The organism is Desulfovibrio sp. DV (assembly GCF_001936595.1).
Lineage (GTDB): Bacteria > Desulfobacterota > Desulfovibrionia > Desulfovibrionales > Desulfovibrionaceae > Solidesulfovibrio.
Map to the genome: position 1 here is coordinate 42655 of NZ_MLBG01000012.1, position 25895 is coordinate 68549.

General features: G+C 65.1%; 21 protein-coding genes. 11 read left to right on the forward strand and 10 right to left on the reverse strand.

Going from position 1 to position 25895, the window contains the following annotated elements; genetic code table 11:
* Nucleotides 1-229: 229 nt before the first annotated feature.
* Together DVDV_RS05120 and DVDV_RS05125 are read right to left on the reverse strand one after the other, a co-directional pair.
* On the reverse strand, nucleotides 230-1207 hold the full coding sequence (locus DVDV_RS05120; protein ID WP_075353638.1) for an ABC transporter ATP-binding protein: 978 nt from the start codon (nucleotides 1205-1207) through the stop codon (nucleotides 230-232).
* Entirely contained in the window at nucleotides 1197-2165 is a 969-nt protein-coding gene (locus DVDV_RS05125) for an ABC transporter ATP-binding protein (RefSeq protein WP_075353639.1), read from the reverse strand. Before DVDV_RS05125 ends, DVDV_RS05120 begins: the two co-directional genes overlap by 11 nt.
* A 106-nt stretch (nucleotides 2166-2271) precedes the next feature.
* Between DVDV_RS05125 and DVDV_RS05130 the strand changes: the two genes are divergently transcribed.
* The 3 genes from DVDV_RS05130 (at nucleotide 2272) to DVDV_RS05140 (ending at nucleotide 5400) form a co-directional block, all read left to right on the forward strand.
* The gene (locus DVDV_RS05130; protein ID WP_075353640.1) at nucleotides 2272-2988 is read left to right on the forward strand and encodes a Bax inhibitor-1/YccA family protein; all 717 of its coding nucleotides are present in this window, start codon (nucleotides 2272-2274) and stop codon (nucleotides 2986-2988) included.
* 61 nt (nucleotides 2989-3049) lie between these two features.
* Complete coding sequence (locus DVDV_RS05135; protein WP_075353641.1) at nucleotides 3050-4213, forward strand: tetraacyldisaccharide 4'-kinase; 1164 nt, start codon at nucleotides 3050-3052, stop codon at nucleotides 4211-4213.
* 8 nt (nucleotides 4214-4221) lie between these two features.
* On the forward strand, nucleotides 4222-5400 hold the full coding sequence (locus DVDV_RS05140) for an ABC transporter substrate-binding protein (RefSeq protein WP_075353642.1): 1179 nt from the start codon (nucleotides 4222-4224) through the stop codon (nucleotides 5398-5400).
* Between the two features lie 356 nt (nucleotides 5401-5756).
* Here the strand turns inward: DVDV_RS05140 and DVDV_RS05145 are convergent, their stop codons facing one another.
* Together DVDV_RS05145 and DVDV_RS05150 are read right to left on the reverse strand one after the other, a co-directional pair.
* Nucleotides 5757-6491, reverse strand: a complete 735-nt coding sequence (locus tag DVDV_RS05145) for a peptidoglycan-binding protein (protein ID WP_075353643.1) — start codon at nucleotides 6489-6491, stop codon at nucleotides 5757-5759.
* A 234-nt stretch (nucleotides 6492-6725) separates the two neighbouring features.
* Nucleotides 6726-8192, reverse strand: coding sequence for an ATP-binding protein (locus DVDV_RS05150; RefSeq protein ID WP_075353644.1), 1467 nt, complete (start codon nucleotides 8190-8192; stop codon nucleotides 6726-6728).
* Nucleotides 8193-8558: 366 nt separating this feature from the next.
* Here DVDV_RS05150 and DVDV_RS05155 point away from each other — a divergent pair, with 366 nt between their 5' ends.
* Complete coding sequence (locus tag DVDV_RS05155) at nucleotides 8559-9719, forward strand: D-alanyl-D-alanine carboxypeptidase family protein (protein WP_075353645.1); 1161 nt, start codon at nucleotides 8559-8561, stop codon at nucleotides 9717-9719.
* 168 nt (nucleotides 9720-9887) lie between these two features.
* Here the strand turns inward: DVDV_RS05155 and DVDV_RS05160 are convergent, their stop codons facing one another.
* The 3 genes from DVDV_RS05160 to DVDV_RS05170 are packed head-to-tail and all read right to left on the reverse strand — an operon-like array spanning nucleotide 9888 to nucleotide 14003.
* Complete coding sequence (locus tag DVDV_RS05160) at nucleotides 9888-12476, reverse strand: cobyric acid synthase (RefSeq protein WP_075353646.1); 2589 nt, start codon at nucleotides 12474-12476, stop codon at nucleotides 9888-9890.
* Nucleotides 12476-13546: a histidine kinase gene (locus tag DVDV_RS05165; protein WP_075353647.1), complete on the reverse strand. Its 1071-nt coding sequence runs from the start codon at nucleotides 13544-13546 to the stop codon at nucleotides 12476-12478. The genes DVDV_RS05160 and DVDV_RS05165 overlap by 1 nt, the downstream gene beginning before the upstream one ends.
* A gap of 22 nt (nucleotides 13547-13568) precedes the next feature.
* Nucleotides 13569-14003 carry a YidH family protein gene (locus DVDV_RS05170; protein WP_075353648.1) on the reverse strand — a complete coding sequence of 145 codons (435 nt, stop codon included), beginning with the start codon at nucleotides 14001-14003 and terminating at the stop codon, nucleotides 13569-13571.
* 248 nt (nucleotides 14004-14251) lie between these two features.
* On the opposite strand from DVDV_RS05170, the gene DVDV_RS05175 reads away from it, so the two are divergent.
* On the forward strand, nucleotides 14252-16549 hold the full coding sequence (locus tag DVDV_RS05175) for a nitric-oxide reductase large subunit (RefSeq protein ID WP_075353649.1): 2298 nt from the start codon (nucleotides 14252-14254) through the stop codon (nucleotides 16547-16549).
* Nucleotides 16550-16970: 421 nt separating this feature from the next.
* Here the strand turns inward: DVDV_RS05175 and groL are convergent, their stop codons facing one another.
* Nucleotides 16971-18611 carry a chaperonin GroEL gene (groL, locus tag DVDV_RS05180; protein ID WP_075353650.1) on the reverse strand — a complete coding sequence of 547 codons (1641 nt, stop codon included), beginning with the start codon at nucleotides 18609-18611 and terminating at the stop codon, nucleotides 16971-16973.
* A 54-nt stretch (nucleotides 18612-18665) separates the two neighbouring features.
* Nucleotides 18666-18956, reverse strand: coding sequence for a co-chaperone GroES (gene groES / locus DVDV_RS05185; protein WP_075353651.1), 291 nt, complete (start codon nucleotides 18954-18956; stop codon nucleotides 18666-18668).
* A 452-nt stretch (nucleotides 18957-19408) separates the two neighbouring features.
* Here groES and DVDV_RS05190 point away from each other — a divergent pair, with 452 nt between their 5' ends.
* Genes DVDV_RS05190 through DVDV_RS05215 form a run of 6 tightly spaced genes read left to right on the forward strand, consistent with a single transcriptional unit; the run spans nucleotide 19409 to nucleotide 24687 of the window.
* Nucleotides 19409-21328 (forward strand): NADH-quinone oxidoreductase subunit L, encoded by a 1920-nt coding sequence (locus tag DVDV_RS05190; RefSeq protein ID WP_075353652.1) that lies wholly within the window; start codon nucleotides 19409-19411, stop codon nucleotides 21326-21328.
* The gene (locus DVDV_RS05195) at nucleotides 21328-22176 is read left to right on the forward strand and encodes a respiratory chain complex I subunit 1 family protein (protein WP_175577064.1); all 849 of its coding nucleotides are present in this window, start codon (nucleotides 21328-21330) and stop codon (nucleotides 22174-22176) included. The genes DVDV_RS05190 and DVDV_RS05195 overlap by 1 nt, the downstream gene beginning before the upstream one ends.
* Nucleotides 22177-22206: 30 nt before the next feature.
* Nucleotides 22207-22650: an NADH-quinone oxidoreductase subunit B family protein gene (locus tag DVDV_RS05200; protein WP_075353654.1), complete on the forward strand. Its 444-nt coding sequence runs from the start codon at nucleotides 22207-22209 to the stop codon at nucleotides 22648-22650.
* Between the two features lie 52 nt (nucleotides 22651-22702).
* Nucleotides 22703-23068, forward strand: a complete 366-nt coding sequence (locus tag DVDV_RS05205) for an NADH-quinone oxidoreductase subunit C (protein WP_075353655.1) — start codon at nucleotides 22703-22705, stop codon at nucleotides 23066-23068.
* Between the two features lie 12 nt (nucleotides 23069-23080).
* Nucleotides 23081-24307, forward strand: coding sequence for a nickel-dependent hydrogenase large subunit (locus tag DVDV_RS05210; RefSeq protein ID WP_075353656.1), 1227 nt, complete (start codon nucleotides 23081-23083; stop codon nucleotides 24305-24307).
* 17 nt (nucleotides 24308-24324) lie between these two features.
* Nucleotides 24325-24687, forward strand: a complete 363-nt coding sequence (locus DVDV_RS05215) for a 4Fe-4S binding protein (protein ID WP_075353657.1) — start codon at nucleotides 24325-24327, stop codon at nucleotides 24685-24687.
* 167 nt (nucleotides 24688-24854) lie between these two features.
* On the opposite strand, the gene DVDV_RS05220 is transcribed toward DVDV_RS05215, so the two are convergent.
* Nucleotides 24855-25718 (reverse strand): DNA polymerase III subunit delta', encoded by an 864-nt coding sequence (locus DVDV_RS05220; protein WP_075353658.1) that lies wholly within the window; start codon nucleotides 25716-25718, stop codon nucleotides 24855-24857.
* Nucleotides 25719-25895: the final 177 nt, after the last annotated feature.

Below are 25895 nucleotides of genomic sequence, written 5' to 3' on the forward strand. Positions count from 1 at the left end.
TGCGGCTGTCCCGGCCCACAGGCGGCCGGATTGCCAGCCAGCGCCCACAACCCCTTGAAAAATATCCCCTTCGCAGGGTCCGGGGGTGTCATCCACCGGCCTCATCCCGTCTCTTCGTGCCCAACTTCCGCTCGGCAACGTGGCTGCGCGCACGGTCGCAGCAACCTCCCTCCAGGTGGGATTCCAAAGGGCTCAGCCCTTTGGCCGCCGGAGGCCTCTTTTCCCTCATCTACAGGCGCGGGCAGCGTACAAAGTGTCCGGGCGCGACCTCGGCCAGGGGCGGGCTTTCATCGGCGCAGCCGGGCACGGCCCGGTCGCAGCGGGGATGAAACACGCAGCCTGACGGGGCGGCGGCCGGATTGGGCGTTTCGCCGGGCAGGGCGACCCGCCGCCGTTGGCCGGGATCGAGTCCCGGCACGGCTGCGAGCAGCGCCCTGGTATACGGATGGCGCGGCCCGGCGTAAAGGGCGGCGGCCGGGGCCAGTTCCATGATCCGGCCCAGGTACATCACCGCCACCCGGTCGCTTAAATGGCCAACCACGGCCAGATCGTGGGAAATGAACAGATAGGCCAGCCCGAGGCGCTCCTTGAGATCGGCCAGGAGGTTGAGCACCTGGGCCTGCACCGACACGTCCAGGGCCGAGACCGGCTCGTCGCACACCAACAGCTCCGGCGACAGGGCCAAGGCCCGGGCAATGGCCACCCGCTGGCGCTGGCCGCCGGAAAACTGGTGGGGAAAGCGCTTGGCGTGGTCCGGGGAAAGGCCCACCTGGGCCAGAAGCCCGGCCACCCGTTCCCGCCGCTCCCGGCCGGACAGGCCGCCCATGGCCCGCAGTCCCTCGGCCACGGTCCAGCCGATGGGCAGGCGCGGATTGAGCGAGGAATACGGGTCCTGAAAGATCATCTGCACCAGACGCGGCAACCGCTTGCGCTGGGCTGCCGAGCCGGCCCAGGGATCGAACCCGGCCAGACGGACCGTGCCGGAACTGGGCGGCTCCAGGCCGACGGCCATGCGGGCCAGGGTCGATTTGCCGCAGCCTGATTCGCCGACAAGCCCGAGCGTCTCGCCCGGAGCCACGACGATGTCCACCCCGTCCACCGCCCGCACCACCCGCTCGCGCCGGGTGAAAAAGCCCTCTTTGAAACTGTAGCGCCGGGATACGCCGGCCAGTTCAAGCAGCGGTTTGGCCGTATCTTCAGGATGCATGGAGCCAGCACCTCGCCTGCCGGCCGCCGGATAGGGCAATAAGCGGCGGCGTCTGTCGGGAACAGGGTTCAAACGCGTGGGGACAGCGGGGATGGAAATGGCAGCCGGCGGGCAGGGCGGCAAGGCTTGGCACCGTGCCCGGAATGGGGGACAGGCGGCGTCCGGGCGCGTCCACCCGGGGCAGCGACGCGAGCAGGCCCTGGGCATAGGGATGGGCCGGGCCTTGAAAAAAGGCTGCCACCGGGGCGCGTTCCACCACCCGGCCGGCATACATGACGGCCACGTCGTCGGCGGTCTGGGCCACCACCCCAAGATTGTGGGTGACAAGCAGGATGGCTGTGCCGGCGTCCCGGGCCAGATCGAGCATGAGTTCCAGGATCTGGCCCTGGACCGTGACGTCAAGGGCCGTGGTCGGCTCGTCGGCAATCAGGAGCTCCGGGGAGAGCATCAGGGCCATGGCGATCATGACCCGTTGGCGCTGGCCGCCGGAAAGTTCGTGGGGATAGCCGGCCAGCCGGCGGTGCGGCTCGGGCAGGCCCACCCGGCCGAGCATGGCCTCGGCTGCGGCCAGCGCTTCGGCGCGCGAGGCCCCGGCATGGACGCGCAGCGGTTCGGACACCTGGTCGCCGATGGTCAGCACGGGATTGAGCGCGGTCATGGGTTCCTGAAAGATCATGGAGGCCCGCCGGCCCCGGATGGTGCGGCGTTCGCCCTCGGGCAGGGCCAGAATGTCCACTCCGTCCAAAAGCGCCCGGCCGGCCGTCACCCGGCCCGGCGGCGACACCAGCCCGAGTATGGACAGGGATAGCACGGTCTTGCCGCAGCCCGATTCGCCGACCACGGCCAGCACCCCGCCCCGGTCCAGGGTCAGGTCCACGCCGTCGACAGCCGTGGCCGGCCCGGCCGGGCCGTCAAACACCGTGGTCAGTCCCTGCACTTCCAAAAGCCGTTGCCCCATGCCGCTCCCCTGCGCTCCCCGCCCGGCTGGCCCGGTACCTCTTGCCACCGGCCAAACGGCGCGTTATAGACTGAATAGAGTCTCGTTTTTCCTCAGGAGGATTCACATGAGCTACCCGTACCGCTCGATGCAAACGACGCAGTCCCGCGTCGAGGTTGTAAACGCCTTCATGCGCGGCGTCTACGGCTGGATGAGCCTGGGTCTGCTGGTCACCGCTGCAGCTTCGGTCTTTGTGGTCTCAAGCCCGGCCCTCATGCAGACCGTCTTTAGCAATTCCATCGTTTTCTACGGCCTGATCATCGCCGAACTGGCCCTGGTCGTCGGCCTGTCCGCCGCCATAAACCGCCTGTCCGCCGGCACGGCCAGCGCTCTTTTCATGCTCTACAGCGCGCTTAACGGCGTCACCCTGTCCTCCATCTTCATCATCTACACCCAGGCCACGATCTTCAAGGCCTTCCTGGTCACCGGCGGCATGTTCGGGGCCATGAGCCTGTACGGCCTCATGACCAAACGCGACCTGACCAGCCTTGGCAGCTTCATGTTCATGGGCCTTATTGGCGTGATCATCGCCTCGGTGGTCAATATCTTCACCAAAAGCGCCATGATGGACTTCATCATCTCCTGTGTGGGCGTGCTGGTGTTCACGGGCCTGACCGCCTATGACACCCAAAAGCTCAAGGTCATGGGCGACATGGCTCCGGCCGACGACGCCACGGCCGTGCGGCGCGGCACCATCCTTGGGGCGCTGACCCTCTACCTCGACTTCATCAACCTGTTCCTCATGATGCTGCGCCTTTTTGGCGGCGGATCGAGCAGGGACTAGGCTCTTCATTCCCAAATGCCCGTTTCCGGCCAGCCCTGGCCGGAAACGGGCAATCCCCGCCATGGCCAACGCACGTCGCACCCGGCGGCGAAGGGACAAACCTTCCCGCCCATCCACCCTCGCGTCTCCACGTCCGGTTCCCGGCGACCTCGGCCGCCGGCTCCTTCGGGCGCTCCTCACCCCGCCGTCCAGGCTCTTCGCCCTCTACCGACGCCTGGAAGCCCGGTGCTTCGCCCTGGGGCTGGCCAAGGTCTGCCGGCCGGCAGCCGCCACGGTGGCGGTCGGCGGCATGTCCCGGGAATGCCGGGGCCGGGTGCTGCTGACCTCCTGGCTCCTGGGCTGGGCCGCCGCCCGGGGAGTGGGCGCGGCCGTGGCCGGGCCGGTCGGCGACGGCTGTCCGCCGGCCCACCCGTTCCAGGTCATGCCCGGCACCCACCCGGACGAGGCCGGCGTCGAGGCGGCGCTGCTGGCCCGCTATGCTCCGTCAGGCCGCATCCTCATCGACGCCGACCCGCGCAGCGCCGCCACTTCGGCCATACGCACCTTCGGCCCGGACATGCTGGTGCTCCAGGACGCCCTGGGCCAGCCGCGCCTGCGCCGGGACCTGGAACTGGCCATCCTCACCCCGGACGACCTGGGCCCGGACTTCGGCCGGGTGTTCCCGGCCGGCTCCTGGCGACGCGGCGCAGACGTCTTGTCCCAGGCCGCCGCCTTTGTCATCCACGCCGGCCCCTACACCATGGCTGCCGCCATGGCCGCCGCCGAAAAGCGTCTGGCCGCTTACGGCAAACCCGTTTTCGGCATGACCTTCGACCTCTGGCGCTGGCGCGGCCCTGACGGCCCGGCCGAGGCCTCGGAGTTGGCTGGCAAGCCGTACATCACCGTCCTTGGCGAGTCCGACCGCGACAGCCTGCCGGATCTCTTTCGCCGCGACCTCGAAGCCGCGCCGCGCATGGCCTTTTTCGTCCACGACCGCCACCGCTTCACCCGCCAGGACTTCGAACACCTGCGGGCCGATGCCATCCGGCTGCGGGCCGCAACCATCGTGACCAGCCCGCGCTTCGATCTCAAGCTGCGCCAGGGCGCGGCCCATCTGGACGGCCTGACCGTGTGGACGTATGATCCGGAAGTGGTCTTTGGCCCGACGCTTTTTACCGACCAGCCGTTTCTGGCCTGGTGGGAAGACCATTTCGGCGCCGTCTTGTCCCAACGTCTGACCGACTAGGAGCGCCCATGCCAAAGCGCCGCCGCCCCTCGTTGCCGGCCTTGCTTGCGGCCCTGGCCCTGGGAACCGGACTCCTCGCCATAGCCGGCTGCTTCGGCCGCAAAACCCCGGAACTGCGCCTGGGTTTCATCGCCACCTTCAGCGGCGAAGACTTCCGGACCGGACGCGACGCCCTGGAAGCGGCCCGGTTCGCCGTGGACGCCGCCAATGCCGCCGGCCAACCGCGCATCAACGGCACACCCTGCCAGGTCCGCCTCTTTATCGCCGATGACAAGGATTCCCCGGAAGAAGCGGCCCGGGCGGTCAAAAAACTGGTGGAAAAAGACGGCGTCACCGCCATCATCGGCCCGTACGCCAGCACCCAGGCCGATGCCGCCGCCCTGGCCGCCGAAAGCCTCGGCATCCCGCTCATTGCCCCATCGTCCACGGCTGCCGTGGTCACGGCCGGGCGGCCCCACATCTTCCGCATCGCCTTCACCGACGCCTTCCAGGGCACGGTGCTCGGCCGGCTGGCCAGCCGGGAACTGGGGCTCACCCGGGTAGCCATCATTGCCAACGAGGACGATCTCTCCAGCCAGTCCCTCACCGCCGCCTTTGCCCAGGCCTTTACCGCCTGCGGCGGCAGCCCGTCCGTGTTTTTTTACGAGGACCGCACCCGGCAGTTCGGAGCCGTCCTGGGGCAAGCCCTGGCCGGTGCGCCGCAGGGCCTGCTTTTGCCGGTGCCCGGCAAGGAGGCGGTGCTGCTTGGCCTGGCCGCCCGCAAGGCCGGCTTCACCGGCATCCTCATGGGCGGCGATACCTGGGACGGCCCGGAAGTCTCCCGCCTGGCCGCCTTTGACGGCGCGTATTTCGTGGACCACTGGCGCCAGGAAGCCCCGGGGACGCGGGCTGCCGCCTACTCCGCCGCCTTCGCCCGGGACGGCAAACGCCAGCCCACCGAGCTCGGAGCCCTGACCCAGGACGCCGTAGACGTGCTCGTCGCAGCCGCAACCCGGGCCGGCTCCGTCGAACCCAAAGCCCTCACGCAGGCCCTGCTCGAACTGCCGCCCCACGACGGGGTCACCGGCACCTTCGACTTCATCGACGACGGCAACCCGGTCAAATCCCTCTACATCAGCCGCGTTGCCGGCGGCGGCTCCCGCCTCGACACCATCGAAGCCCCACCCCCGCAGCCGTGCATCCAGTGAGGGAGAGAGGGGGAGTGCGGGAAGGGAGTGCGGAGAGGAAGAGGGGGAGAGGAGAGGAAGAGTGCCTCCGGGGTCCGGGGGGATGATCCCCCGGACCCCGCAACGGGAGAAGTTTTTTAGAGGCGGTCTTGGTGTAGGCCGGAAGTGGGAGCTTGACGGGAAGCATCGTTGCTGCGGCGGCCAACGGGCCTGATTCGCTTTGGAATCAGGCCTGGAGAGTTTGATTTGAGGGTGCGCCTTGTCAGGTCGATGCGCGAAAGTGGAGCAGGAAAAGATGGGAAGGGGCCGGCGCGATCCGGTCAGGGTGGGATCACGCCGGCCGAGGATAATACCGGGGCGCCTTGCGCGGCGATTCGTTAGGCGCCAAGCACCTGGGTGGCCGTGGCCGCGACGCACAGGCCGGCGGTGCCGGCCGGCCAGGGAACGGCCGGTTCGCGGCCAAGGGGCGACGCCGGCGGTGCCGTTGCCTCGGTGAGGCGCTGGGCCGCCTCCTCCCGGGGCCACGCGGCCAGGCCAGCCGCAAACAAGGCCCGCAGCAGGGCCATGCCGCCGCATTGCCGGCTCACCGCCGTATCCGACCAGACATGGTCGGCCACATACCTGCCCGACACATACGCCGTCGTGAAGCTCCACAGATAGGGGCTCGGCACGGGCGGCGTCCGACGGCGGTAGCCAAAGCCGTTATAGCGCTCCAGCACATAGGCCACCCCGGCCACGCTCCAGTCGTCCCAGGCGTCGAGCCCGGCCAGGGCCAGGGCGTCGGCAGCGCTGTCCTCCCAGGCAAAGGGCGGGGTTCCGGCCAGGGGGCGGCCCTTGGGCACACGCACGGTGCGCCCGGCCAGCGGGTCGCCGTTATGCAGGTGGCGGGTAAAATCCAGGCTGGCTTCCAGGGCGTGGATGATGGCCACGACAAACCAGGGCACGCCGACCCGGTCGCCGACGGCCTGATAGCGGTTCCTCCGGGCCGGTTCGGCCATGCGCCGGGCCAGACGGGCGACTTCCTCCGCCCGTTCGGGGCGGATGGCGGCAGCAGCGTAAAGGTTGCGGTATTCTTCGGCCAGGGACGGGGTGAAGGCAACGGCTCGCGACATGAAAGGACTCCTGCGGTTGTGGGTTTCGCGACACTCCCACAACTCTATGAGTCCACGCCGGGGCGATTTCGTCAAGCCCGAAAGATGCGCGCCGCCCGGACTGGCAACCCGCGCCAAGCCCCCTTTCCAAACTTCTCCCTTTGCAGGTGTCCGGGGGGATCATCCCCCCGGCCGCCGGAGGCACTCTTCCTCTCCTCTCTCACATCCCCCCAACCAACCCAACCATACGACAATCTAGCGGCGGATGGCGGCTTTGTCCGGGGTGCGGGGCTTGGGGAAGGCCACGGTGACGGTGGTGCCTTTTTGTTCGGAGGTGGCCATGGCGATCCTGGCCCCGTGGGTTTCGGCAATGAGCTTGGCCCCGTAGGCACCAAGGCCGGTGCCGTCTTTCTTGCCGGCGGTGGCGAATTTGCTGAAGAAGCGTCCGCGCACCGGGGCCGGCACGGCTCCGGCGTTGTGCACGGCCACGTCCAGGGTGCGGCCTTCGATCAGGGCCACCGTCACCCGCTCTCCGGCCGGCGAGGCCTCCAGGGCGTTTTTGATCAGGTTCGAAAACATGGTATAGAGCAGCATTTCTTCGCCGCGAACCGAGAACGTATCGTCCTCGGCCCGGGTGCGGCCGCGCACGGTCACTTCGAGGCTCAGGTCCGTGGCCTCGATGACCCCGCGCAACTCGCCGGCGATGTTGTCCAGGATGGGCAGGATGTCCACCTGCTGGGGCGAGAGCTCGTAGACGCCGCGCTCCATGCGGTAGAGGTCGAGGGACTGGTTGATCATGTTGAGCATCCGGTAGCCGGCGTGCTGCATGAGGCTGAGCATGTCGTTTTGCCGCTCGGTGAGGTTGCCGTCGCGGCGAAGGAGCTGGGGCAGGGTGAGCACGGCGGTCAGCGGCGACTTGAGATCGTGCCGGGTCATGCGTTCCACGTCTTCGCGCAGGCGTTCGGCCTTTTTGCGGTCCGTGACGTCAACAATGGTGTAGCCCAGGATGTCGGCGAAATGGGTGGCGAATTCCGAGCCTTTCTCGCTGGTGTAGCGGTGCGGGTTGGAATCGAAGAAGCTTAGGATGCCGACGAGCTTTTGCGGACCGAACTTGTCGCGCAGCGGATAGATGAAGCACGAGCCCAAAAGCAGGACCTTGCGTTCGGAGCAAAAGCCCGGACCGAAGAAAAATTCCGGATTGGGCACGGCCTTGATGGACCCCATAAACGGTCCCGGACCGGTGGCCTTGGGCATGAGCTGGGCCAGCCCCTTGCGCAGATCGGCCGCCTCGGCCAGCCGTGCGCCGGGCGGTTCGAAGGGGGCGTATTCGCCGGCGTCGAGCAGCAGGCTGACGGCGCGCAGTCCGAAGAGTTCCTGGATGCGGTCGAGCACAACCGGCAGATCCTCATGGGCGCGCATGAGTTCCACCACCCGGATGGCTTTGCGAAATTTTTCAAAGGCCGTGAAACTGCCCTCAAAGCGGTCCACCACGGTCTTGAGCTTGGCCTGCAAATCCACGCACTGCTTGCGGTTGCGCTCGGTTTCCTTGCGGCTGTCGAGGAGTTCGGCCTGGGCCAGGGCCGTGGCGTTGGCCCGCATTTTCACGGTCCGGCGCAGTTCGGCCATGGTTTTTTTAAACTGATAGGTGTTATGGTCGGCAAAGGCTTCTTCCAGGGCGAGCAGGCGCTCCTGGATGTCTGGAAAGTCGAGGGAATCGGCCATGGATGGGATCAGCGCCAGCCGGCGGCAAGGTGGTTGGAGGTCTCAGTACGGCAACACAAAACCCCGGCCGCCCCCGGCACGCAGAGGGCAGGACGGACGGACAGACGACCACCGGCACAAGGACAGTCGGCCGGACAGGACAAGACGCAATCGAAACGCGGCATGGAGGGCTCCCTGGGTGAAGCGAGGCCCCCGACGTCTCCCCGCTCCATGACGGCATCCTACGGCAAGCGCCCCCCGGGTGCAACGCCGGGAATCCGGGCTTTTGACTTTCCTTATCGGCGCGGGTAAAAGCGCAACGTCGCTTCCGGCGCAACCGCCGGCATCACGTCTGGCCCTTTCGCCACGCAAGGGGAATCCGTTTCCATGCACAACGCACTTCGCGCCCTGATCATAGCCCTTGTGGCCGCCCTGGTCTTTGTTACCGCTCCGGTCGTGGAGAATGCCCAGGCCCTGGCCAAGGACACCGGCCGCACCGAAAAGCACCCGGCCAAGCCCGCCGCCCGCAAAGCAGCCAAAGCCGAAAAGCCGGCCAAAGCCAATACTGCGGCCAAAGTCGAAAAACCGGCCAAACGGGCCAAGGCGGCCGTGGCCGAGGGCGCGGCCAAAAAGCCCCGGCGCGGCCGGAAAGCCGCTGCGCCGATCAACCCCGACATCGAAAACGAAGAAGGCGACATCGGTGCCTGCGCCGTACCGACGCTGACCGTCAAGTCGGCCATCCTGTGGAACATGAACACCGGGGAGGTGCTCTACGAGCAAAACCCCGACGTGCAGATCCCGCCGGCTTCCCTGACCAAGGTGCTCACGCTCTATATCCTGTTCGACGCCATCCGCCAGGGCAAGCTGCGGCCCTGGGACGTCATCGAGGTGTCGGAGCGGGCCGCCACCCAGGGCGGCTCCAACATGCACCTGCGAAACGGCGAACAGGTCAAGATCACCGATCTCATCCAGGGCATTGCCGTAGCCTCGGCCAACGACGCCTGCATGGCCATTGCCGACAACCTGGAAAACGGCAATGCCGAGGCCTTCGTGGCCCTTATGAACGACACGGCCAAGCGCCTGGGCATGACCAATTCCGTCTTCCACAACCCCAACGGCCTGCCGGCCGAGGGCCAGGTGACCACGGCCCGGGACATGCTCAAGCTGGCCGCTGCCTATCTGGAGCAGTTCCCCAAGGCGCTCACCATCCACTCCATCCAGTATTTCACCCACAACAACCGCCAGCGCCACAACGCCAATTCGCTGCTTGGCCGCTATGAAGGCGTGGACGGGCTCAAAACCGGGTTTGTGTGCGCCTCGGGCTACAACATCGTGGCCACGGCCAAGCGCGGCGACACCCGGCTGATCGCCGTGGTCCTGGGGTCGCGAAACCCGCGCGTTCGCGAGCGCGAGACCGTCAAGCTGCTGGATAAGGGCTTCAAGATCGTCCAGACCAAGAAGGCGGCCGTGCCGGTGGCCGCAGCCACGCCGGTGCCGGTGGCAACGGCCGCGCCGGTCGGTGGCGCACCTGCGCCGGCCCACCCCTGACAGGCCCGAGGCAGAGGGAACGCAGAGGCGAGGAACGGGAAGAGTGCCTCCGGCGGCCAAAGGGACTGAGTCCCTTTGGAATCCCCTCCTGGAGGAGTTTGATTTGACTGTGGGCGTTGCTGCGCCGGAGAGCTGTTTCAGGCCTGCCGGATCTCGTGAAAGCGGGGGCTACAGGCCAAGCAGCCGGACCACGGCGGCAAGCCCCAGGCTGGCCTCAAGGGTGTCGGCCAGACGGTCGAGGGCCGGTTCGATGTCGTAGACAGCCGGGCGGCCGATCGGAGCCAGCCCGCGCCGGCTGCGCAGGCCGTCCAGAAAGGCCCGGCGAAAGGCGTCGGCGTCAAAGATGCCGTGCAGGTACGCCCCCCAGACCAGACCGTCCGCCCCGGCATAGCCGATGGGCGCGCCATCCGCCCGCGACACGGCCACGGGCAGCCCGTCCCCGGCCGTGGTCACGCCGTGGTGGATCTCATAGCCGCTAAGCGGCAGGCCGGTGGCAGCATGGACCGCCCGGGTTAGGGTCAGGGTCTTTTCGGCGACAAGCGTTGTTTGCAGGGGCAAAAGCCCAAGCCCGGCCGCCTCGCCGCGCCCTGATTCCAGACCAAGCGGATCGCTGACTGTTTGCCCGAGCATCTGCAGCCCGGCGCAAAGCCCCACCACCTCGGTTTTCCCCTCTGCCGCCAGGGCCGTAATGGCCGCAGCCAGCCCCGAATCCACAAGCCAGGCCAGATCGGCCAGGGTGTTCTTGCTGCCGGGCACGATGACGGCATCAGGCCGGCCCAGGCGGGCCGCCGCCGTCACCCGGCGCACCCGGACATCGCCCTCCACGGCCAAGGCGTCGCAGTCGGTGAAATTGGACACATGGGGCAGGTCGATGACCGCGATGTCCACCAGCGTGGCGTTGTCGGGCAGCGTCTCGGGCAGGATTGCCCCGTCCTTGAACGTCACCGAATCCTCTTCCGGCAGCCCCAGGTTTGCCAGATACGGCACCACGGCCAGGACGTCGCGTCCGGTGCGCTGCCGCAAAAAATCGTTGGCCGGGGCCAGCAGCCCGGCGTCCCCCCGGAAGCGGTTCAGGATATAGCCGGCAACCATGGCCCGCTCGTCCTCGGCCAGACATTCCATGGTGCCGAGCAGCCCGGCATAGGCCCCGCCCCGGTCGATGTCGGCGGCCAGCAGCACGCGCGCCCCGGCGTGGCGGGCCATGGCCATGTTGACGATGTCGTGGGCCTTTAAATTGACCTCGGCCGGACTGCCCGCGCCCTCGATGACCATGACGTCGACGGTGGCGGCCAGGGCGTCGTAGGCCGCTTTGGCCGCGGCAAAGGCTGTGGGTTTATAATTGATGTATTCGCCCACCCGCATGGTCCCGACCGGCTTGCCAAGGACAATGACCTGGGAGCCGAGGTCGGATGTGGGTTTGAGCAGGATGGGGTTCATGCGGGCGTCCGGGGCCAGCCGGCAGGCCCGGGCCTGGACGATTTGCGCCCGGCCCATTTCCAGGCCAGCAGCCGTGACCCCGGAATTGAGCGACATGTTCTGGGACTTAAACGGTGCCACGCGGTAGCCGGCCCGGGCCAGCAGCCGGCAGATGCCGGCCGTCAGCACGGATTTGCCGGCATTGGAGGCCGTGCCCTGGAGCATAAGAGCCGGGGTTTGGCGTTTGGGGCGGGTGGCCGGGATGGGGCAGGCGTCAAGGACGGCGGCGAGCCCGTCCAGGATGCGCCGGGTCTCGGCCGGCGGGCGCACGGCGATGCGCAGATAGCGGTCGGTGAGGCCGGAAAAATTGGAGCAGTCGCGAAGGGCCACGCCATGTTCGGCCAGCATCCGGCGGCAGACCTCCGGGGCGTTGGGGCCGGTCAGGGACAGCCGGGCCAGCAGGAAATTGGCGGCGCTGGGAAAGACCGTCAGCCCCAGGGCGGCCAGTCCGGCGGCCAGGGCCTCGCGCAGGGGCGGCAGGGCCCGGCGGCTGGCCTCCAGATAGTCGGCGTCGGCCAGGGCCCGGATGCCGACAGCCTGGGCCAGGGTGCCGACCGACCAGGGCGGCAGGCTGCGGCGCACCCAGTCGGCCAGATCGGGACTGGCGGCCAGCAGCCCCAGGCGCAGGCCCGGGACGGCGAAACTCTTGGTCAGCGACAGCAGCACGGCCACGTTGTGGGGCCGGTCCCCGGCCAGACTGGCGAAATCGGGCACGAAATCGGCAAAGGCCTCGTCCACCACGAAAAGGCTCTGGGGATGGCGGTCGGCCAGGGCCACGATGTCGGCGACATTGGCCAGTGCGCCGGTGGGGTTGGCCGGACTGGCGATGACGACCATGGACGGCGAGCGCAGAACCGCCTCGACCCGGTCGATGTGCAGGGCAAACCCGTCGAGTTCCGAGCCGGGCAGGCGGCGCACGTCCATGCCGGCCTTGTGGCAGGCGGTGGCGTAGTCGGCGTAGGCCGGGGAGGGGATGACCGCCCGGGCCAGCCCGGTGCAGCGGGGCAGGGTGAAAAGCAGCTCGCTTGTGCCGTTGCCGGCCACGAAATGGGAGGCCGGTGCGCCGTAGCGGGCGGCGGCGGCGTTTATCAGGGCGGTGGCGTCGGGGTCCGGGTAATGGACCAGATCGGAGACGGCGGCGCTTATGACGTCGCGCAGCCAGGGCGGCGGCCCGAGCGGATTGATGCTGGCCGAGGCGTCCAGGATGTCGGCCGGGTCGCGCCCGCCGGCCGCAGCCAGGGCGCGCAGGTTGCCGCCGTGGGGAAAGGACTGTTGTTGCATTATTTTCCTGCCTTGTGCGGCACGAGCATGACCAGATACCAGCCCGTGGTGCGAAGCCTCGCGGCCAGCACCAGATCCTTGCCCTGGGCAAAGACCATGGGCCAGGGTTTTTCCGCCCCGGCCCGCTCGATCACGGCCTCGCCGGCGGCGTTTAACGTCTCATCCGGCGAAAGCAGCCCTTTTTCCAGGCCCATGGCGGCCAGCCCCCGATCCGCCCGGAAGTAGACAACCGCGTCTTCGGCCTTGGCGTTTTCGGTGTCAAGAAAGGCGGCAAGCGTCGGATCGCTGGCGGCTATGGCCTTGCCGCGCCGGTTGATGATGACGGCCCTGGCTCCGGGGATGGCGGCCAGATCGGCCAGGATGCGGCCGGAGAGCTGGCGTATGGTGACGTCGCGGGAGGCCACGCCCAGAAGCGTCTCGCCGTCGAAGACCGGGCAGGACACCGTGACCATCATGCCGTCGCCGGCCAGATCGAGGTAGGGCGACTGCCAACCGCAGGCTTTGCCGGCGAAATCGGCCACCGTGTAAAAGTCCTTGTCCGTGGGCTTGTAGTTGTTGACGGCCTCGGCCAGGGGCAGGTGGGGGTAGATGGCGAAACTCTGGCCCGGGGTGGTCAGGTAGACCCAGGACGAGGGCAGGGCGTCGTAACCGGCGGCCATGGCCGGGGCCAGCCGGGACAGGACGGACATTTCGCGGAAGGTGTCGTCGGTGAAATTTTCGCCGTCATAAAAAAAGAGGGACTGGCACGGAGCCTTGGCCGCAGGTTCCGGGCCGCAGGGGCCTTGCAGGTCGCGAAAGGCCACGGTGCCGTCTTTGATGGCATAGCTCTGGAGTGCCCGGCTGCGCTCTTCAGGGCTTGGCGGCCCGGCCGTGCGGCAAAGCTCCCGGTAGGCTGCGCCAAGGGCCGCAGTGCTTTGTTCCAGGGCGGCCAGGGCGTCGTCCAGGCGGCCGGCGGCGGTGGCGACCAGGGCAGCGGTCAGTGGCGAGGGTGCGGCCTCGGCCCGGCCGGCTGTCGGCGAAAGGCTGCTGGCGGCTAGGAGCGCCAGGAGAAAAACAGTCACGGCGCGCATGGCGGATCCTCTCGCGGGGTGGTTACTGGACGATGAGATGCCAGAAGACCGAAGACAGGCCGACGATCATGCCGACCACGGCCACGGTGAAAATGATGTCCGGGGTCGGGGAAAAGACCTTTGCTCCGGTGTTGATGCAGCGTCGGATGTACCAGAAGCGCCACACCGCTACAACCATGACCAAAACGCCCACGGCAAAGGTGGACAGGGTCACGGCCTCGGTGTGCAGATGCTTTTTGGCCATACCCTCGAACATGGGCACGTTTTGCAACTGGCGGATGAAGAAATCAAAACGCTCGATAACGAAGCTGAAGCCGAAAAGGGCAAGGCCTGTGCGGCACCAGGCCAGAAAGGTGCGCTCGTTGGCCAGATGGTTGCGCTGCCAGGCGAGAAGCACCTGGGGGTTGGTCAGGTCGTAGGGGGTGTTTGGGGATGGGGGGGGCGTGTTGTCCGGCATGGGGCACCTCTTTGAGCTTGGGAGGAGATACCCCGGCGCACCCGGCCGGTCAACGCAGAGGGCCGGTACTGGGAGCAGCTGAAATCCGGGAAGACGACTTGCAATGGTATGCAACTGCTCGATCGGGAAAGAGATTTGCCGAAGTTCATCCATGCAGCCAAAATACAGGACAAGTCATTGCGTTCGGGAAAATTTGGTGTAGGTTTGCGCTATTCATCGTAGTGTGTGCCCGGAAAAAGGAGGAAGGTATGCAGTCAGACGATACTTCCGAAAAACACTTGTCGCCCTGGTGGCGCAAGGGGGTCATCGCGGCGTTGCTGGTTGGTTTTGTTCTGGAAATCCTTATCGCCTTTCAAGCCTACCAGAATGCGCCGCCTGTCCCGGACAGCGTTCGCGACGGGTCCGGCCAGATTGTCTTCACGGGCGCGGACATCGTGGCCGGCCAGCAGATCTTTCTCAAATACGGACTGATGGAAAACGGTTCGATCTGGGGCCACGGGGCCTATCTTGGGCCGGATTTTTCGGCCCAGTATCTCCACGAACTGGGCCTGTCCGTCAGCCGGGGCCTGGCTCCCCAGCGATTTGGCCGGGATTTTGAGGCGCTCTCGTCCCAGGAGCGCGAAATCCTCAGCAAGGAAGTCTCCCTGCTGCTCAAGGAAAACCGCTATGACGAGAAAGCCAAAACCCTGCTGCTGACGCCCTTTGAGGCCCAGGCCTTCAGGCAGCAGATCGCGGCGTGGACGCGCTATTTCACCGATCCGGCCACAAGCGGCGGCCTGCCGGCAAAATATATCAGCGACGCCAAGGAACTGCATGATCTGACGGCATTTTTCGCCTGGACGGCCTGGGCCTCCATCGCCAACCGGCCGGACACGGATTTCTCCTACACCAATAATTTCCCCTACGATCCGGCCCTGGGCAATACGCCGACCAGCCAGACCGTGTTGTGGAGCGCCTTAAGCCTCATCACCCTGCTCACCGGCATAGCCCTGGTGCTGTCGGCCTTTGGCAAGTTTGCCTACCTGGGCTGGAAGGGCACGGGCGAACATGTCCACCCGCAGATGCTTCCGGGCGTGGCCACCGCCGGCCAGCGGGGGCTGGTCAAATACTTCCTGGCGGCTGTGCTGCTCTTTCTTTTCCAGGTGATGGTGGGCGGGGCCACGGCCCATTTCCGGGCCGATCCGGGCAGTTTTTACGGCTTCGACCTGGCCACGATCCTGCCGAGCAATCTGCTGCGCACCTGGCACCTGCAATCGGCCATCTTCTGGATCGCCACGTCCTTTGTGGCCGGAGGGTTGCTGTTGGGCCAGGCCCTGGGCGACAAGGAACCCCGGGGGCAGGCGAAGCTTATTCACGGGCTCTTCGGGGCCTTGGTCCTGGTTGTGGCCGGGAGCCTTTTCGGGGAACTGGCCGGCCTTCGCCAGTGGCTGGGGGATCTGTGGTTCTGGTTCGGCCACCAGGGTTGGGAATATCTCGACCTGGGGCGGGGCTGGCAGATTCTCCTGGCCATCGGCCTGATCGGCTGGGTGCTCATGCTGCTGCGAAGCGTCATGCCGGCCCTGCTCGATCCCAACCGCCGGGAGATCACGACCTTGTTCCTGCTGGCCGCCCTGGCCATCCCGGTTTTTTATCTGCCTGCCTTTTTCTTCGGCACGACCACCAATTTCACGGTGGTGGACAACTGGCGGTTCTGGATCATCCATCTGTGGGTCGAGGGCTTTTTCGAGCTGTTCGTCACCGTGATGGTGGCCGTGACCTTTTTCCGGCTCGGCATGGTCTCGCGCACCACAGCCGCCCGGGTCATCTACCTCGACGCCATTCTCTTTCTCGGCAGCGGCATCGTGGGCACCGGCCACCACTGGTATTTCAGCGGCCAGTCCAACCTCAACATGTCCCTGTCGGCCCTTTTTTCCGCCATGGAAGTGGTGCCCCTGACCCTTTTGACCCTGGACGCCTGGGATTTCGTCAAGCTCACCCGGTCGCACTGCGACGTCTGCGGCCAGCCGGTCAACATCCCGCACAAGTGGGCGTTTTATTTCCTCATGGCCGTCGGGTTCTGGAACTTTGTCGGAGCCGGCATCTTCGGCTTTCTCATCAACCTGCCCATTGTCAGCTATTTCGAGGTGGGCACGCTGTTGACGCCCAACCACGGGCACATGGCCCTCATGGGCGTGTTTGGCATGGAAGCCCTGGCGCTCATGGTGCTTTGCTTCCGGCAGGTGCTTACCGAGGAGCAGTGGGCCGGGCCGCAGCACCTGATCCGCATCTCCTTTTGGGGCCTCAATATCGGCCTGGCCATGATGGCTGCCGGCAGCCTCTTCCCGGGCGGCGTGCTGCAGGTCTACGACGTGCTGCAAAACGGCTACTGGCACGCCCGGGGGCTGGACTACCTCAATCGCGACCTGACCCGGCTCATCGAATGGGGTCGGATGCCCGGCGACGTGGTCTTTATTGCCGCAGGCGTCGTGCCCATGGTGCTGGCCGCGGCCATGACCTATTGGCGCATGAAGACGACGGCCCCGGCGCCGGTGGCAGCGGGGGAGTAGGGGACGTTGCGGGGAAGAGCGCCGGCGGCCGGGGGTGCAGGGGAGGGAAGAGGGCGGATGCCTCCGGCGGCCAAAGGGACTGAGTCCATTTGGAATCCCCTTCTGGGGGGTGATTTGACTGTGGGCGTTGCCGAGCCTGAGGGCGGCAGTTGCGCAGGGAAAGAGGCAAGGGGCCGGAGGCCGTTGGCGCTTGACGGGAAACACCGCGGCTGCGGCGGCCAACGGGAGTGACCGCCTTTTGGAATCCCCCAGGGGGATTGTCTGGAGACGGTTGGCCAGGGGACGTTGCGGGCAAAGTCGGTTTGGATACGAGGCCTCCCGGCGAATCGTGGGTGCGCCGGGGCGGTATGGTGTGGGCGCCAATAAAAAGGGGCCGGGCAAAAGCCCGGCCCCTTGCGGTACCCTTGGAGGAAACGGTCGGCTAGTACATGCCGCCCATGCCGCCCATGCCGCCGCCGGGCATGGCGGGCATGTCTTTCTTGGTGTCGGGCTTTTCAGCAATGGCCGCCTCGGTGGTCAGGAGCAGGCCGGCCACGGAGGAGGAGTTCTGCAGGGCAATGCGGGTGACCTTTTTGGGGTCGATGACGCCGGCCTTGATCAGGTCTTCGTATTCGCCGGTGGCGGCGTTGAAGCCGAAGCCTTCCTTGCCGTCGCGGACCTTGGCCACAACGATGGAGCCTTCGAAACCGGCGTTGCCGGCGATCTGGCGCAGCGGCTCTTCGATGGCGCGGCGCACGATCTCGATGCCGGCCTGCTCGTCGTCGTCAACGGCCTTGATGGTGGTCAGGCTCTTGACGCAACGGACCAGGGCGACGCCGCCGCCGGGGACGATGCCTTCTTCAACGGCAGCGCGGGTGGCGTTTAAGGCGTCTTCCACGCGGGCCTTCTTCTCTTTCATCTCGGTCTCGGTGGCCGCGCCGACATTGATGACGGCCACGCCGCCGACGATCTTGGCCAGACGCTCCTGCAGCTTCTCTTTGTCGTAGCTGGAGGTGGTCTCTTCGATCTGGGCGCGGATCTGCTTGACCCGGGCCTTGATCTTGTCGCTGTCGCCAGCGCCGTCAACGATGGTGGTGTTTTCTTTGTCGACGATGACGCGCTTGGCCTTGCCAAGGTCGGTCAGGGTCATGTTCTCGAGCTTGAGGCCCAGGTCTTCGGAGACACACTGGCCGCCGGTGAGGGAGGCGATGTCTTCGAGCATGGCCTTGCGGCGATCGCCAAAGCCCGGGGCCTTGACGGCGCAGACCTGCAGGGTGCCGCGCAGCTTGTTGACAACCAGGGTGGCCAGAGCCTCGCCCTCGATGTCTTCAGCCACGATCAGCAGGGGGCGGCTCATCTTGGCCACCTGCTCGAGGACCGGCAGCAGGTCCTTCATGGCGGTGATCTTCTTCTCGTTAATGAGGATCAGCGGCTCGTCGAGCTCGCACACCATGCGCTCGGGGTCGGTGATGAAATAGGGGGAGAGGTAGCCGCGGTCGAACTGCATGCCTTCGACGACGTCAAGGGTGGTTTCCATGCCCTTGGCTTCCTCGACGGTGATGACGCCTTCCTTGCCGACCTTGTTCATGGCCTCGGCAATGATGTTGCCGATGGTGGCGTCGGAGTTGGCGGAAATGGTGCCGACCTGGGCAATTTCCTTCTGATCGCGGGTGGGCTTGGCCAGGGTCTCAAGCTCGGCGACAACAGAGGCGACGGCCTTGTCGATGCCGCGCTTGATGGCCATGGGATTGCGGCCGGCGGCCACGAGCTTGACGCCTTCGGTGAAGATGGCCTGGGCCAGGATGGTGGCCGTGGTGGTGCCGTCACCGGCGATGTCCGAGGTCTTGGAAGCGACTTCCTTGACCATCTGGGCGCCCATGTTCTCGAACTTGTCTTCCAGTTCGATTTCCTTGGCCACGGTCACGCCGTCCTTGGTGATGATCGGGGAGCCAAACGACTTCTCGATGACCACGTTGCGGCCCTTGGGTCCAAGGGTGACCTTCACGGCATTGGCCAGCTTGTCCACGCCGCGTTTCAGTTTTTCACGGGCCTTGGCATCGAACAGAATTTCTTTGGCAGCCATGTATATTCTCCTTGGGCTAAAATTCGTAAAGAAAAAGCAAAAGGCGTCGGGGCCTTAGGCTTCGATGACGGCCAGGATGTCGTCTTCGCGCATGACGAGGAAGTCTTCGTCATCCACCTTGATCTCGGTGCCGGCGTACTTGTTGAAAAGGACCAGGTCGCCCTTTTCGACGTGCATCTTGAGATGCTTGCCGTCATCGCCGATTTTGCCCGGGCCAGCGGCGATGATCTCGCCTTTCATGGGCTTTTCCTTGGCGGAATCGGGGATGATGATGCCGCCTTTGGTGACTTCTTCCTGCTCCAGACGCTTCACAAGCACGCGATCGCCTAAGGGTTTAAGCTTCATACTATGACCTCCATGGATTTTTTCGGATGGACCGGTTGTTGGCACTCGAGGGGGTCGAGTGCCAACGGTTGGCGGGAAAATATCTAAACACATTGCCGCGAAAGGCAAGGGGCATTCGCGAAAAAAAATGGCTCGGCCCAGTTTTTTTGGGTTCTTTGTAACATATTGGAATTGCGTGCCCTTCTTTTGGAGGGGCAGGGACGGCCGCAAGGCGGGGCCGTGGCGGAGCGCAGAAAGGCCTGATTTATCCAGGAAAGAGACCCTTGTGAAAGGAATCACGCTGTTGCAGCGGGTGGAAATATCTCGTAAGAGGCCTAAACTTGACGTTCTTCCCCTGGGGGGGCAAAATAATCCAAAAGCAGGCGGTCGCAGTGTTTGTGGATTGTTCTGTCCCGCGGCGGGGGTGGAGCGTGTGTCCCAGGCGGTCCCCTAACTTTTTTATCGAGGTGCCTATGCTCGACACGCTGGTCTTTGTGACGGTGCTGCTGCCATTTTTGGTTGCAGCCGTGTTGCTGGTTTTGCGAGAGCAAAATCTGCGCAAGGTCATCCTGGTCGCCACGGCGGGAGTGCTTGCACTCGCGTCGCTGGCCATGCTCCGGGGCGGTGCGTTTATCATGTCGCCAGCGCCACTGTATGACTCCCTTATCACCCTGGGTGATTTCGTCATACTGTTTGTGGTGCTGTTTGTCGGTATGAAACGCAAAAACCAGATTATTATCTGGCTCTCCGTGGCCCAGATCGTCGCCCTCATCTGGTTCGACTTTTTTACGGCGAAGGCGCACGGGTCCGTACCGGCCTTCTTCGCGGATGACCTGAGCCTCGTCATGGTGCTGGTCATCTCCATCGTCGGTTCCCTCATAGCCGTCTATGGTATCGGCTACATGAAGGAGCATGAGGAACATTTGCATCTGACCAAGTCGAAGCAGCCTCAGTTTTTCTTCTTCATTGTGCTCTTCCTGGGGGCCATGAACGGGCTGGTTTTGGCGAACAATCTCCTGTGGATGTACTTTTTCTGGGAATGCACCACCCTGTGCTCCTTCATGCTCATCGGGCATGACGGCACGGAAATCGCCCGGAAAAACGCCGAGCGCGCCTTGTGGATGAACGTCCTTGGCGGCACGGCCTTCCTGTTCGGCATCATCTTGTTGCAAAAGATCACCGGCACCCTGTCGCTCCAGGAAGTCCTGGCCCGGGGTCCGGAATTCGCCGTGGCCGGCGGAGCCATCCTGGTGCCCATGTTCCTGCTGGTCTTTGCCGGCATGACCAAGGCCGCCCAGGCCCCGTTCCAGAGCTGGCTGACCGGCGCCATGGTCGCGCCCACCCCGGTCTCGGCCCTGCTCCACTCCTCCACCATGGTCAAGGCCGGCGTCTACATCATCGTGCGTCTGGCCCCGGTCTACGCCGGGACCTACTTCAGCAACTTCGTGGCCCTTTTCGGGGCCTTCGTGTTTCTGGCCACGGCCTGTCTGGCTGCCGGACAGTCCAACGGCAAAAAGATCCTGGCCTATTCCACCATCTCCAACCTGGCGCTGATTATTGCCTGCGCCGGCATCAACACCCCGGCCGCCATCACGGCAGCCATCATGCTGATCCTGTTCCACGCCATCTCCAAGGCGCTCATGTTCCTGTGCGTCGGGGCCATCGAACAGAAGATCGGTTCCCGCGACATCGAGGACATGCGCGGCCTGTTCGCGGTCATGCCCCGCACGGCGCTCGTCGCCATCATCGGCATCATGACCATGATGCTGCCGCCCTTCGGCATGCTCATGGCCAAGTGGATGGCCATTGAATCCGCCCAGGGGCAGTTCCTGCTCATGATCATGCTGGCCCTTGGTTCGGGCGTCACCGTGCTCTTCTGGTGCCGCTGGGCCGGCCTTATGCTGGGCACGCCGGTGCCCAAGGCCAAGCCCGAAGCCCAGGACATCACCGTGCGCGCGCCGCTCTACATCCTGGCCGGCCTGGCCCTGGTGGTGAGCTTCTTCTCGCCGGTGGTCTACAGCACCCTGGTCGCCCCGGTGGTGACCATGTACTACAAGACCGCTCCCTACGTCCTGCGCTACGGCAACTTCGAGTCCCAGGCAGGCATCTTCCTCATCTACCCGCTGTTCATCCTGCTTGGCCTGGGCTTCTACTTTGCCCTCAAACAGGCCAGAAAGGTGACGGCCGCCCAGTGCTCCCAGCCCTACATGTGCGGCGAGCAGATGACGGTTGATGGCAAGCCCGGCTTCCTCGGTCCCCTGCAGCAGTATGTGGCCGCGGCCTCCGGAAACTACTACCTTGAACAGTTCTTTGGAGAGGAAATGCTCTCCAAATGGATCAACGTCATCGCGCTCGCCGTGCTGGTGATCATGCTCTTTGGAGGCGCCCTGTGATTACCAAAATCATACTCGCCGTCTTGGCCCTGGTTGCGGCTCCCCTGCTTGGGGCGTTGATCACCGGCGTCGACCGCCGGATCACCGCCTGGCTGCAGTCCCGCTATGGGCCGCCGATCCTCCAGCCCATCTACGACGTCTTAAAGCTGCTTGGCAAAGAGCCCATGGTGACCAACACCTGGCAGGCCCTTTGCGCCTACGTCTACATCGTGGCCGCGGCCCTGTCCGTGGTCCTGCTCTTTACCGGCTCCGACCTGCTCCTGATCTTCTTCGTGCTGACGATCGGCGCGGTCTTCCTGGTCATGGGCGCCCTGGCCTCGCCTTCGCCCTACAGCCAGATCGGCGGCCAGCGCGAACTCTTGCAGATGCTGGCCTACGAGCCGCTTCTGATCCTGGTCTTTGCCGCCATCGCCATGGTGACCGGCAGCTTCAAGGTCAGCGCGGTGTTCGAAGTGACCCGGCCGCTGCTTTACGACCTGCCGCTCATGTACATTGTCCTTGGCTATGCGCTGACCATCAAGCTGCGCAAGTCGCCCTTTGACATCTCGGCCAGCGCCCACGCCCACCAGGAACTGGTGCGCGGGGTGTACACCGAGTACTCCGGTCCCTTCCTGGCCATGATTGAGATCGCCCACTGGTACGAGGTCATCCTCGTCCTCGGGCTGTGCGCCCTTTTCTGGTCGACCAGCGTTGTTGGCATGGTCGTGCTGGTGGCGGTGACCTACCTGGCCGAAATCATCGTGGACAACGTCACGGCGCGCCTGACCTGGCGCTTCATGCTCAAGTCCGCCGTCGGCATGGGTCTGGCCCTCACCATCGTCAACATGCTTTGGCTCTATGCCCAATAACGACCGACAAGCCAAAAAAGAGAGCACGCCATGTTAGGCAATCTGATCAATAAGGGACGCATCAAATCACCGTGGGTGGTCCATTTCGATTGCGGCAGCTGCAACGGCTGCGACATCGAGGTGCTGGCCTGCCTCACGCCCATCTACGACATTGAACGCTTCGGCATTTTAAACATCGGCAACCCCAAGCACGCCGACGTGTTGCTCGTCACCGGGACCGTCAACCAGCGCAACAAGCATGTGCTTAAAAACATCTACGACCAGATGCCCGGACCCAAGGCCGTTATCGCCATCGGCGCCTGCGGCTGCACCGGCGGCGTCTTCCGCGAGGCCTACAACGTGGTCGGCGGCGTGGACAAGGTCATCCCGGTCGATGTGTACGTGCCCGGCTGCCCGGCCCGCCCCGAGGCCATCATCGACGGCGTGGTGGCGGCCCTGGAAAAGGTCAAGACGCTGCTTGGCATGACGGCCTAGCCGCAAACCGACGACGCAACCGGGGTCTGACCCCGAAGGCCAGGAGAATACTGTGCTGGAAACGATTCCTCTTTCCCTCGACGAAGTCGTCGCCGTGGCCAAAGAGCACTTCGACGGCGGCTGGCGGCTGGTCACCATGTCCGCTGTGGATACCGGCGAGGCAGGCTTTGAACTTCTCTACCACTACGACAAAGATCTGGTCATGAAGCATTACCGGCTCTCCATTCCCAAGGAGACCGTGGTGCCGAGCATCTCTCCCGTCTACTTTGCGGCGCTCCTCGTGGAAAACGAGATCCGCGACCAGTTCGGCATCTGCTTCTCCGATATCGTCCTTGATTTCGGCGGGGCCTTGTACCTTGAAGCTGAAGTCCGCGCCATGCCGTTTTGCAAGGTCAGCGTGGCCCAAAAACAGTCTTAGAGAGGGAAGCGTATGGCCCGTACTATATTGCCTTTTGGTCCGCAGCATCCGGTCCTGCCGGAACCCCTGCACCTGAAACTGACCATCGAGAACGAAATCGTGGTCGAAGCCCTGCCCACGCTCGGCTACGTCCACCGTGGACTGGAAAAGCTGTGCGAAGTCCGTGACTTCAACCAGATGGTTCAGATCGTCGAACGCGTCTGCGGCATCTGCTCCTGCCTGCATGCCCTGTGCTACTGCGAAGGCATCGAGCAGATCATGGGCATCGAAGTGCCCCGTCGCGCCAAATACCTGCGCACCATCTGGGGCGAACTCCACCGCGTCCACAGCCACCTGCTCTGGCTGGGCCTTTTTGCCGACGCGTTTGGCTTTGAGAGCCTTTTCATGCAGTTCTGGCGGGTGCGCGAGCGCATCATGGACATCATGGAAGCCACCTGCGGCAACCGCGTGGTGGTCTCGGTCAACGTCGTCGGCGGCGTGCGCCGCGACCTGACCCCGGAACAGTGCCAGTGGATCGAACAGCAGCTGATCATTTCCGAAAAGGAAATCCGCCAGCTCCAGACCACCATCTTAAACGACTACACCGTGAAAAAGCGTTGTTGCGGCAAGGGCGTGCTGACCAAGGAGCAGGCCTACCAGCTCGGCGCGGTCGGTCCCATGCTGCGCGGCTCCGGCTGGGCCCAGGACGCCCGCCAGACCGGCTACGCCGCCTTCGGCGAACTCGGTTTCGAGCCCATCGTCGAATACGACGGCGACTCGTATGCCCGCTGCGCCGTGCGGTTCCGCGAAACCCTCCAGTCCTTTGACCTCATACGCCTGGCCATTGCCCGGATGCCGGCCGGCGAAACCGCCGCCACGGTTGACGGCGGCTCCGACGACGACACCCCGACGACCATCGGCGGCAATCGCGGCGACATCATGCAGGCGTATAACCGCGACAAGCACCACCGCATCACCGCGGCTCCGCCTCCGAACCTGGACATCCCGGCCGGCTCCATCGCCGCCAAGGTCAAGGGCAAACCGGACGGCGAAGCCGTCACCCGCGTGGAACAGCCGCGCGGCGAACTCATGTACTACTTAAAGGGCGACGGCTCGAAGCATATGGACCGGGTGCGCATCCGCACTCCCACGTTTGCCAATATCCCGCCGCTTCTGGCCATGCTGCCGGGCTGCGAGTTGGCCGACGTACCGGTCATCGTGCTCTCCATCGACCCCTGCATCAGCTGCACCGAACGGTAAAAAAGGAGCGCGTTTCCATGTTCAACATGACCAAAAACGTCGTCGCGAACCTCTTCACCAAAAGCTCCACGAGGCTCTATCCGTTTGCCGTGCGGGGCCATTTCGAGGGGTTTCGGGGGACGCTTAACATCAATATCGACGAATGCATCTTCTGCCGGACCTGCATGATCAAATGCCCGTCCCAGTGCATTGCCGTCGACAACAAGGCCGGCACCTGGACCTGCGAAGCCATGAGCTGCGTGTACTGCGGCGTGTGCGTGGACGTCTGCCCCACCGGCTGCCTGTCCATGACCAACGACCATCGTCAGGTGGCCACGGAAAAGCAGACCATGTCCTACCAGGGCGTGCCCAAGAAAAAGAAAAAGGAAGCTGCCGAATAGCCGCTTCCTGACCACAACCTGATACCCTGCGCCCGCCTGTCGGTTTCCGACGGGCGGGCGCTTGCCGTTTGCGCCCGGGCCGGATCTTCCGATGCCGGAATTTCTTGCGTCCCGTTGGCGGCAGCAGACAACCGCCCGCCGATGTTACACGACGTCGCGCCGCCCGATCAGCCCCGCAACCATAAATAGGCCCGGGTGGCCAGCCGGTCGAGCACGACTGCCGGATTGACCATGGCAATGAGCGCTTCCTGGCATTCAGCCAGCAGCACGTCCATGCGGCGTGGCACGTCCGGATCGCCGCAGACCCGCAAGCGGGCGGTAAACGGCGTGTCCGCCCGTCCGGCCAGAAATCCGGCCAGTTCCCGTGACAACTCCGTCAGCACCCGCTCGGCCGTCAGCCGCGTCGGCCGGCCCTTGACCCCGCTAAACCAGCCCCGGCCCGAACGCCAGAACCCATAGAGCGCATCCAGCACCGGCCACGGGTCATCCTCGCCGCCGGCCGGCAACGATACCGACGCATCCGGCCAGGCCAGCGTCATCACAAACGACCGCGACACCAACGTCGGAAACAGCCGTTCCCGCTGCGGCGACAACAACACGAACACATTGCCCGGACGCGGCTCTTCCATGGCCTTTAACAGCGCATTGGCCGCCTCGTCGGTGAGGCCTTGCGCCTCGGCCAGAATGATCACCCGCCAACCCGGCCCGCGCGGCGGTTCTCCTACAAGGGTGCGCACCTCGCGCATGTCCGCCACCTTGATCGTCTCCACGCCGCCGTCGAAATACTGCAAATCCAGGAAAACCAGATCGCGGATCTGCACGCACACCGGACACGCCCCGCACGGCGGCGACGCATCCCGGCAATTGAGCCGGGCCGCCAGCCACATGGCCATGGCCGAACGTTCGCTGGCCGTGCCACCTTCCAAAATGAGCGCCTGGGGGATGGCCCGGGCCAAAGCGTCCAGGCCGGCCAGCACATGGGACTGGCGCGCCGGAACGCCAAACGGAAAGGGTGCGGTGGTGGTCGTCATGGTTGGTTTGGCCTTTCTCAACGGTTGCGACAAACAAATTGGGGGCGCAATGAGCGCCCCCAACAAAAGCAGCCATCTGCCGCCGTCCCCCAACCCGCTTTCCCCGCCCGGGGGTCCGGGGGGGTGACCCCCCCCGGCGGGTCCAGGGCAAGCGCCCTGGCGGAGAGGTCCAGGAGA

Excerpts from the sequence above, each read along its gene's own strand:
- DVDV_RS05120 (WP_075353638.1), bottom strand. The coding sequence starts at position 1,207 with ATGCATCCTGAAGATACGGCCAAACCGCTGCTTGAACTGGCCGGCGTA.
- DVDV_RS05125 (WP_075353639.1), bottom strand. The coding sequence starts at position 2,165 with ATGGGGCAACGGCTTTTGGAAGTGCAGGGACTGACCACGGTGTTTGAC.
- DVDV_RS05130 (WP_075353640.1), top strand. The coding sequence starts at position 2,272 with ATGAGCTACCCGTACCGCTCGATGCAAACGACGCAGTCCCGCGTCGAG.
- DVDV_RS05135 (WP_075353641.1), top strand. The coding sequence starts at position 3,050 with ATGGCCAACGCACGTCGCACCCGGCGGCGAAGGGACAAACCTTCCCGC.
- DVDV_RS05140 (WP_075353642.1), top strand. The coding sequence starts at position 4,222 with ATGCCAAAGCGCCGCCGCCCCTCGTTGCCGGCCTTGCTTGCGGCCCTG.
- DVDV_RS05145 (WP_075353643.1), bottom strand. The coding sequence starts at position 6,491 with ATGTCGCGAGCCGTTGCCTTCACCCCGTCCCTGGCCGAAGAATACCGC.
- DVDV_RS05150 (WP_075353644.1), bottom strand. The coding sequence starts at position 8,192 with ATGGCCGATTCCCTCGACTTTCCAGACATCCAGGAGCGCCTGCTCGCC.
- DVDV_RS05155 (WP_075353645.1), top strand. The coding sequence starts at position 8,559 with ATGCACAACGCACTTCGCGCCCTGATCATAGCCCTTGTGGCCGCCCTG.
- DVDV_RS05160 (WP_075353646.1), bottom strand. The coding sequence starts at position 12,476 with ATGCAACAACAGTCCTTTCCCCACGGCGGCAACCTGCGCGCCCTGGCT.
- DVDV_RS05165 (WP_075353647.1), bottom strand. The coding sequence starts at position 13,546 with ATGCGCGCCGTGACTGTTTTTCTCCTGGCGCTCCTAGCCGCCAGCAGC.
- DVDV_RS05170 (WP_075353648.1), bottom strand. The coding sequence starts at position 14,003 with ATGCCGGACAACACGCCCCCCCCATCCCCAAACACCCCCTACGACCTG.
- DVDV_RS05175 (WP_075353649.1), top strand. The coding sequence starts at position 14,252 with ATGCAGTCAGACGATACTTCCGAAAAACACTTGTCGCCCTGGTGGCGC.
- groL (WP_075353650.1), bottom strand. The coding sequence starts at position 18,611 with ATGGCTGCCAAAGAAATTCTGTTCGATGCCAAGGCCCGTGAAAAACTG.
- groES (WP_075353651.1), bottom strand. The coding sequence starts at position 18,956 with ATGAAGCTTAAACCCTTAGGCGATCGCGTGCTTGTGAAGCGTCTGGAG.
- DVDV_RS05190 (WP_075353652.1), top strand. The coding sequence starts at position 19,409 with ATGCTCGACACGCTGGTCTTTGTGACGGTGCTGCTGCCATTTTTGGTT.
- DVDV_RS05200 (WP_075353654.1), top strand. The coding sequence starts at position 22,207 with ATGTTAGGCAATCTGATCAATAAGGGACGCATCAAATCACCGTGGGTG.
- DVDV_RS05210 (WP_075353656.1), top strand. The coding sequence starts at position 23,081 with ATGGCCCGTACTATATTGCCTTTTGGTCCGCAGCATCCGGTCCTGCCG.
- DVDV_RS05215 (WP_075353657.1), top strand. The coding sequence starts at position 24,325 with ATGTTCAACATGACCAAAAACGTCGTCGCGAACCTCTTCACCAAAAGC.
- DVDV_RS05220 (WP_075353658.1), bottom strand. The coding sequence starts at position 25,718 with ATGACGACCACCACCGCACCCTTTCCGTTTGGCGTTCCGGCGCGCCAG.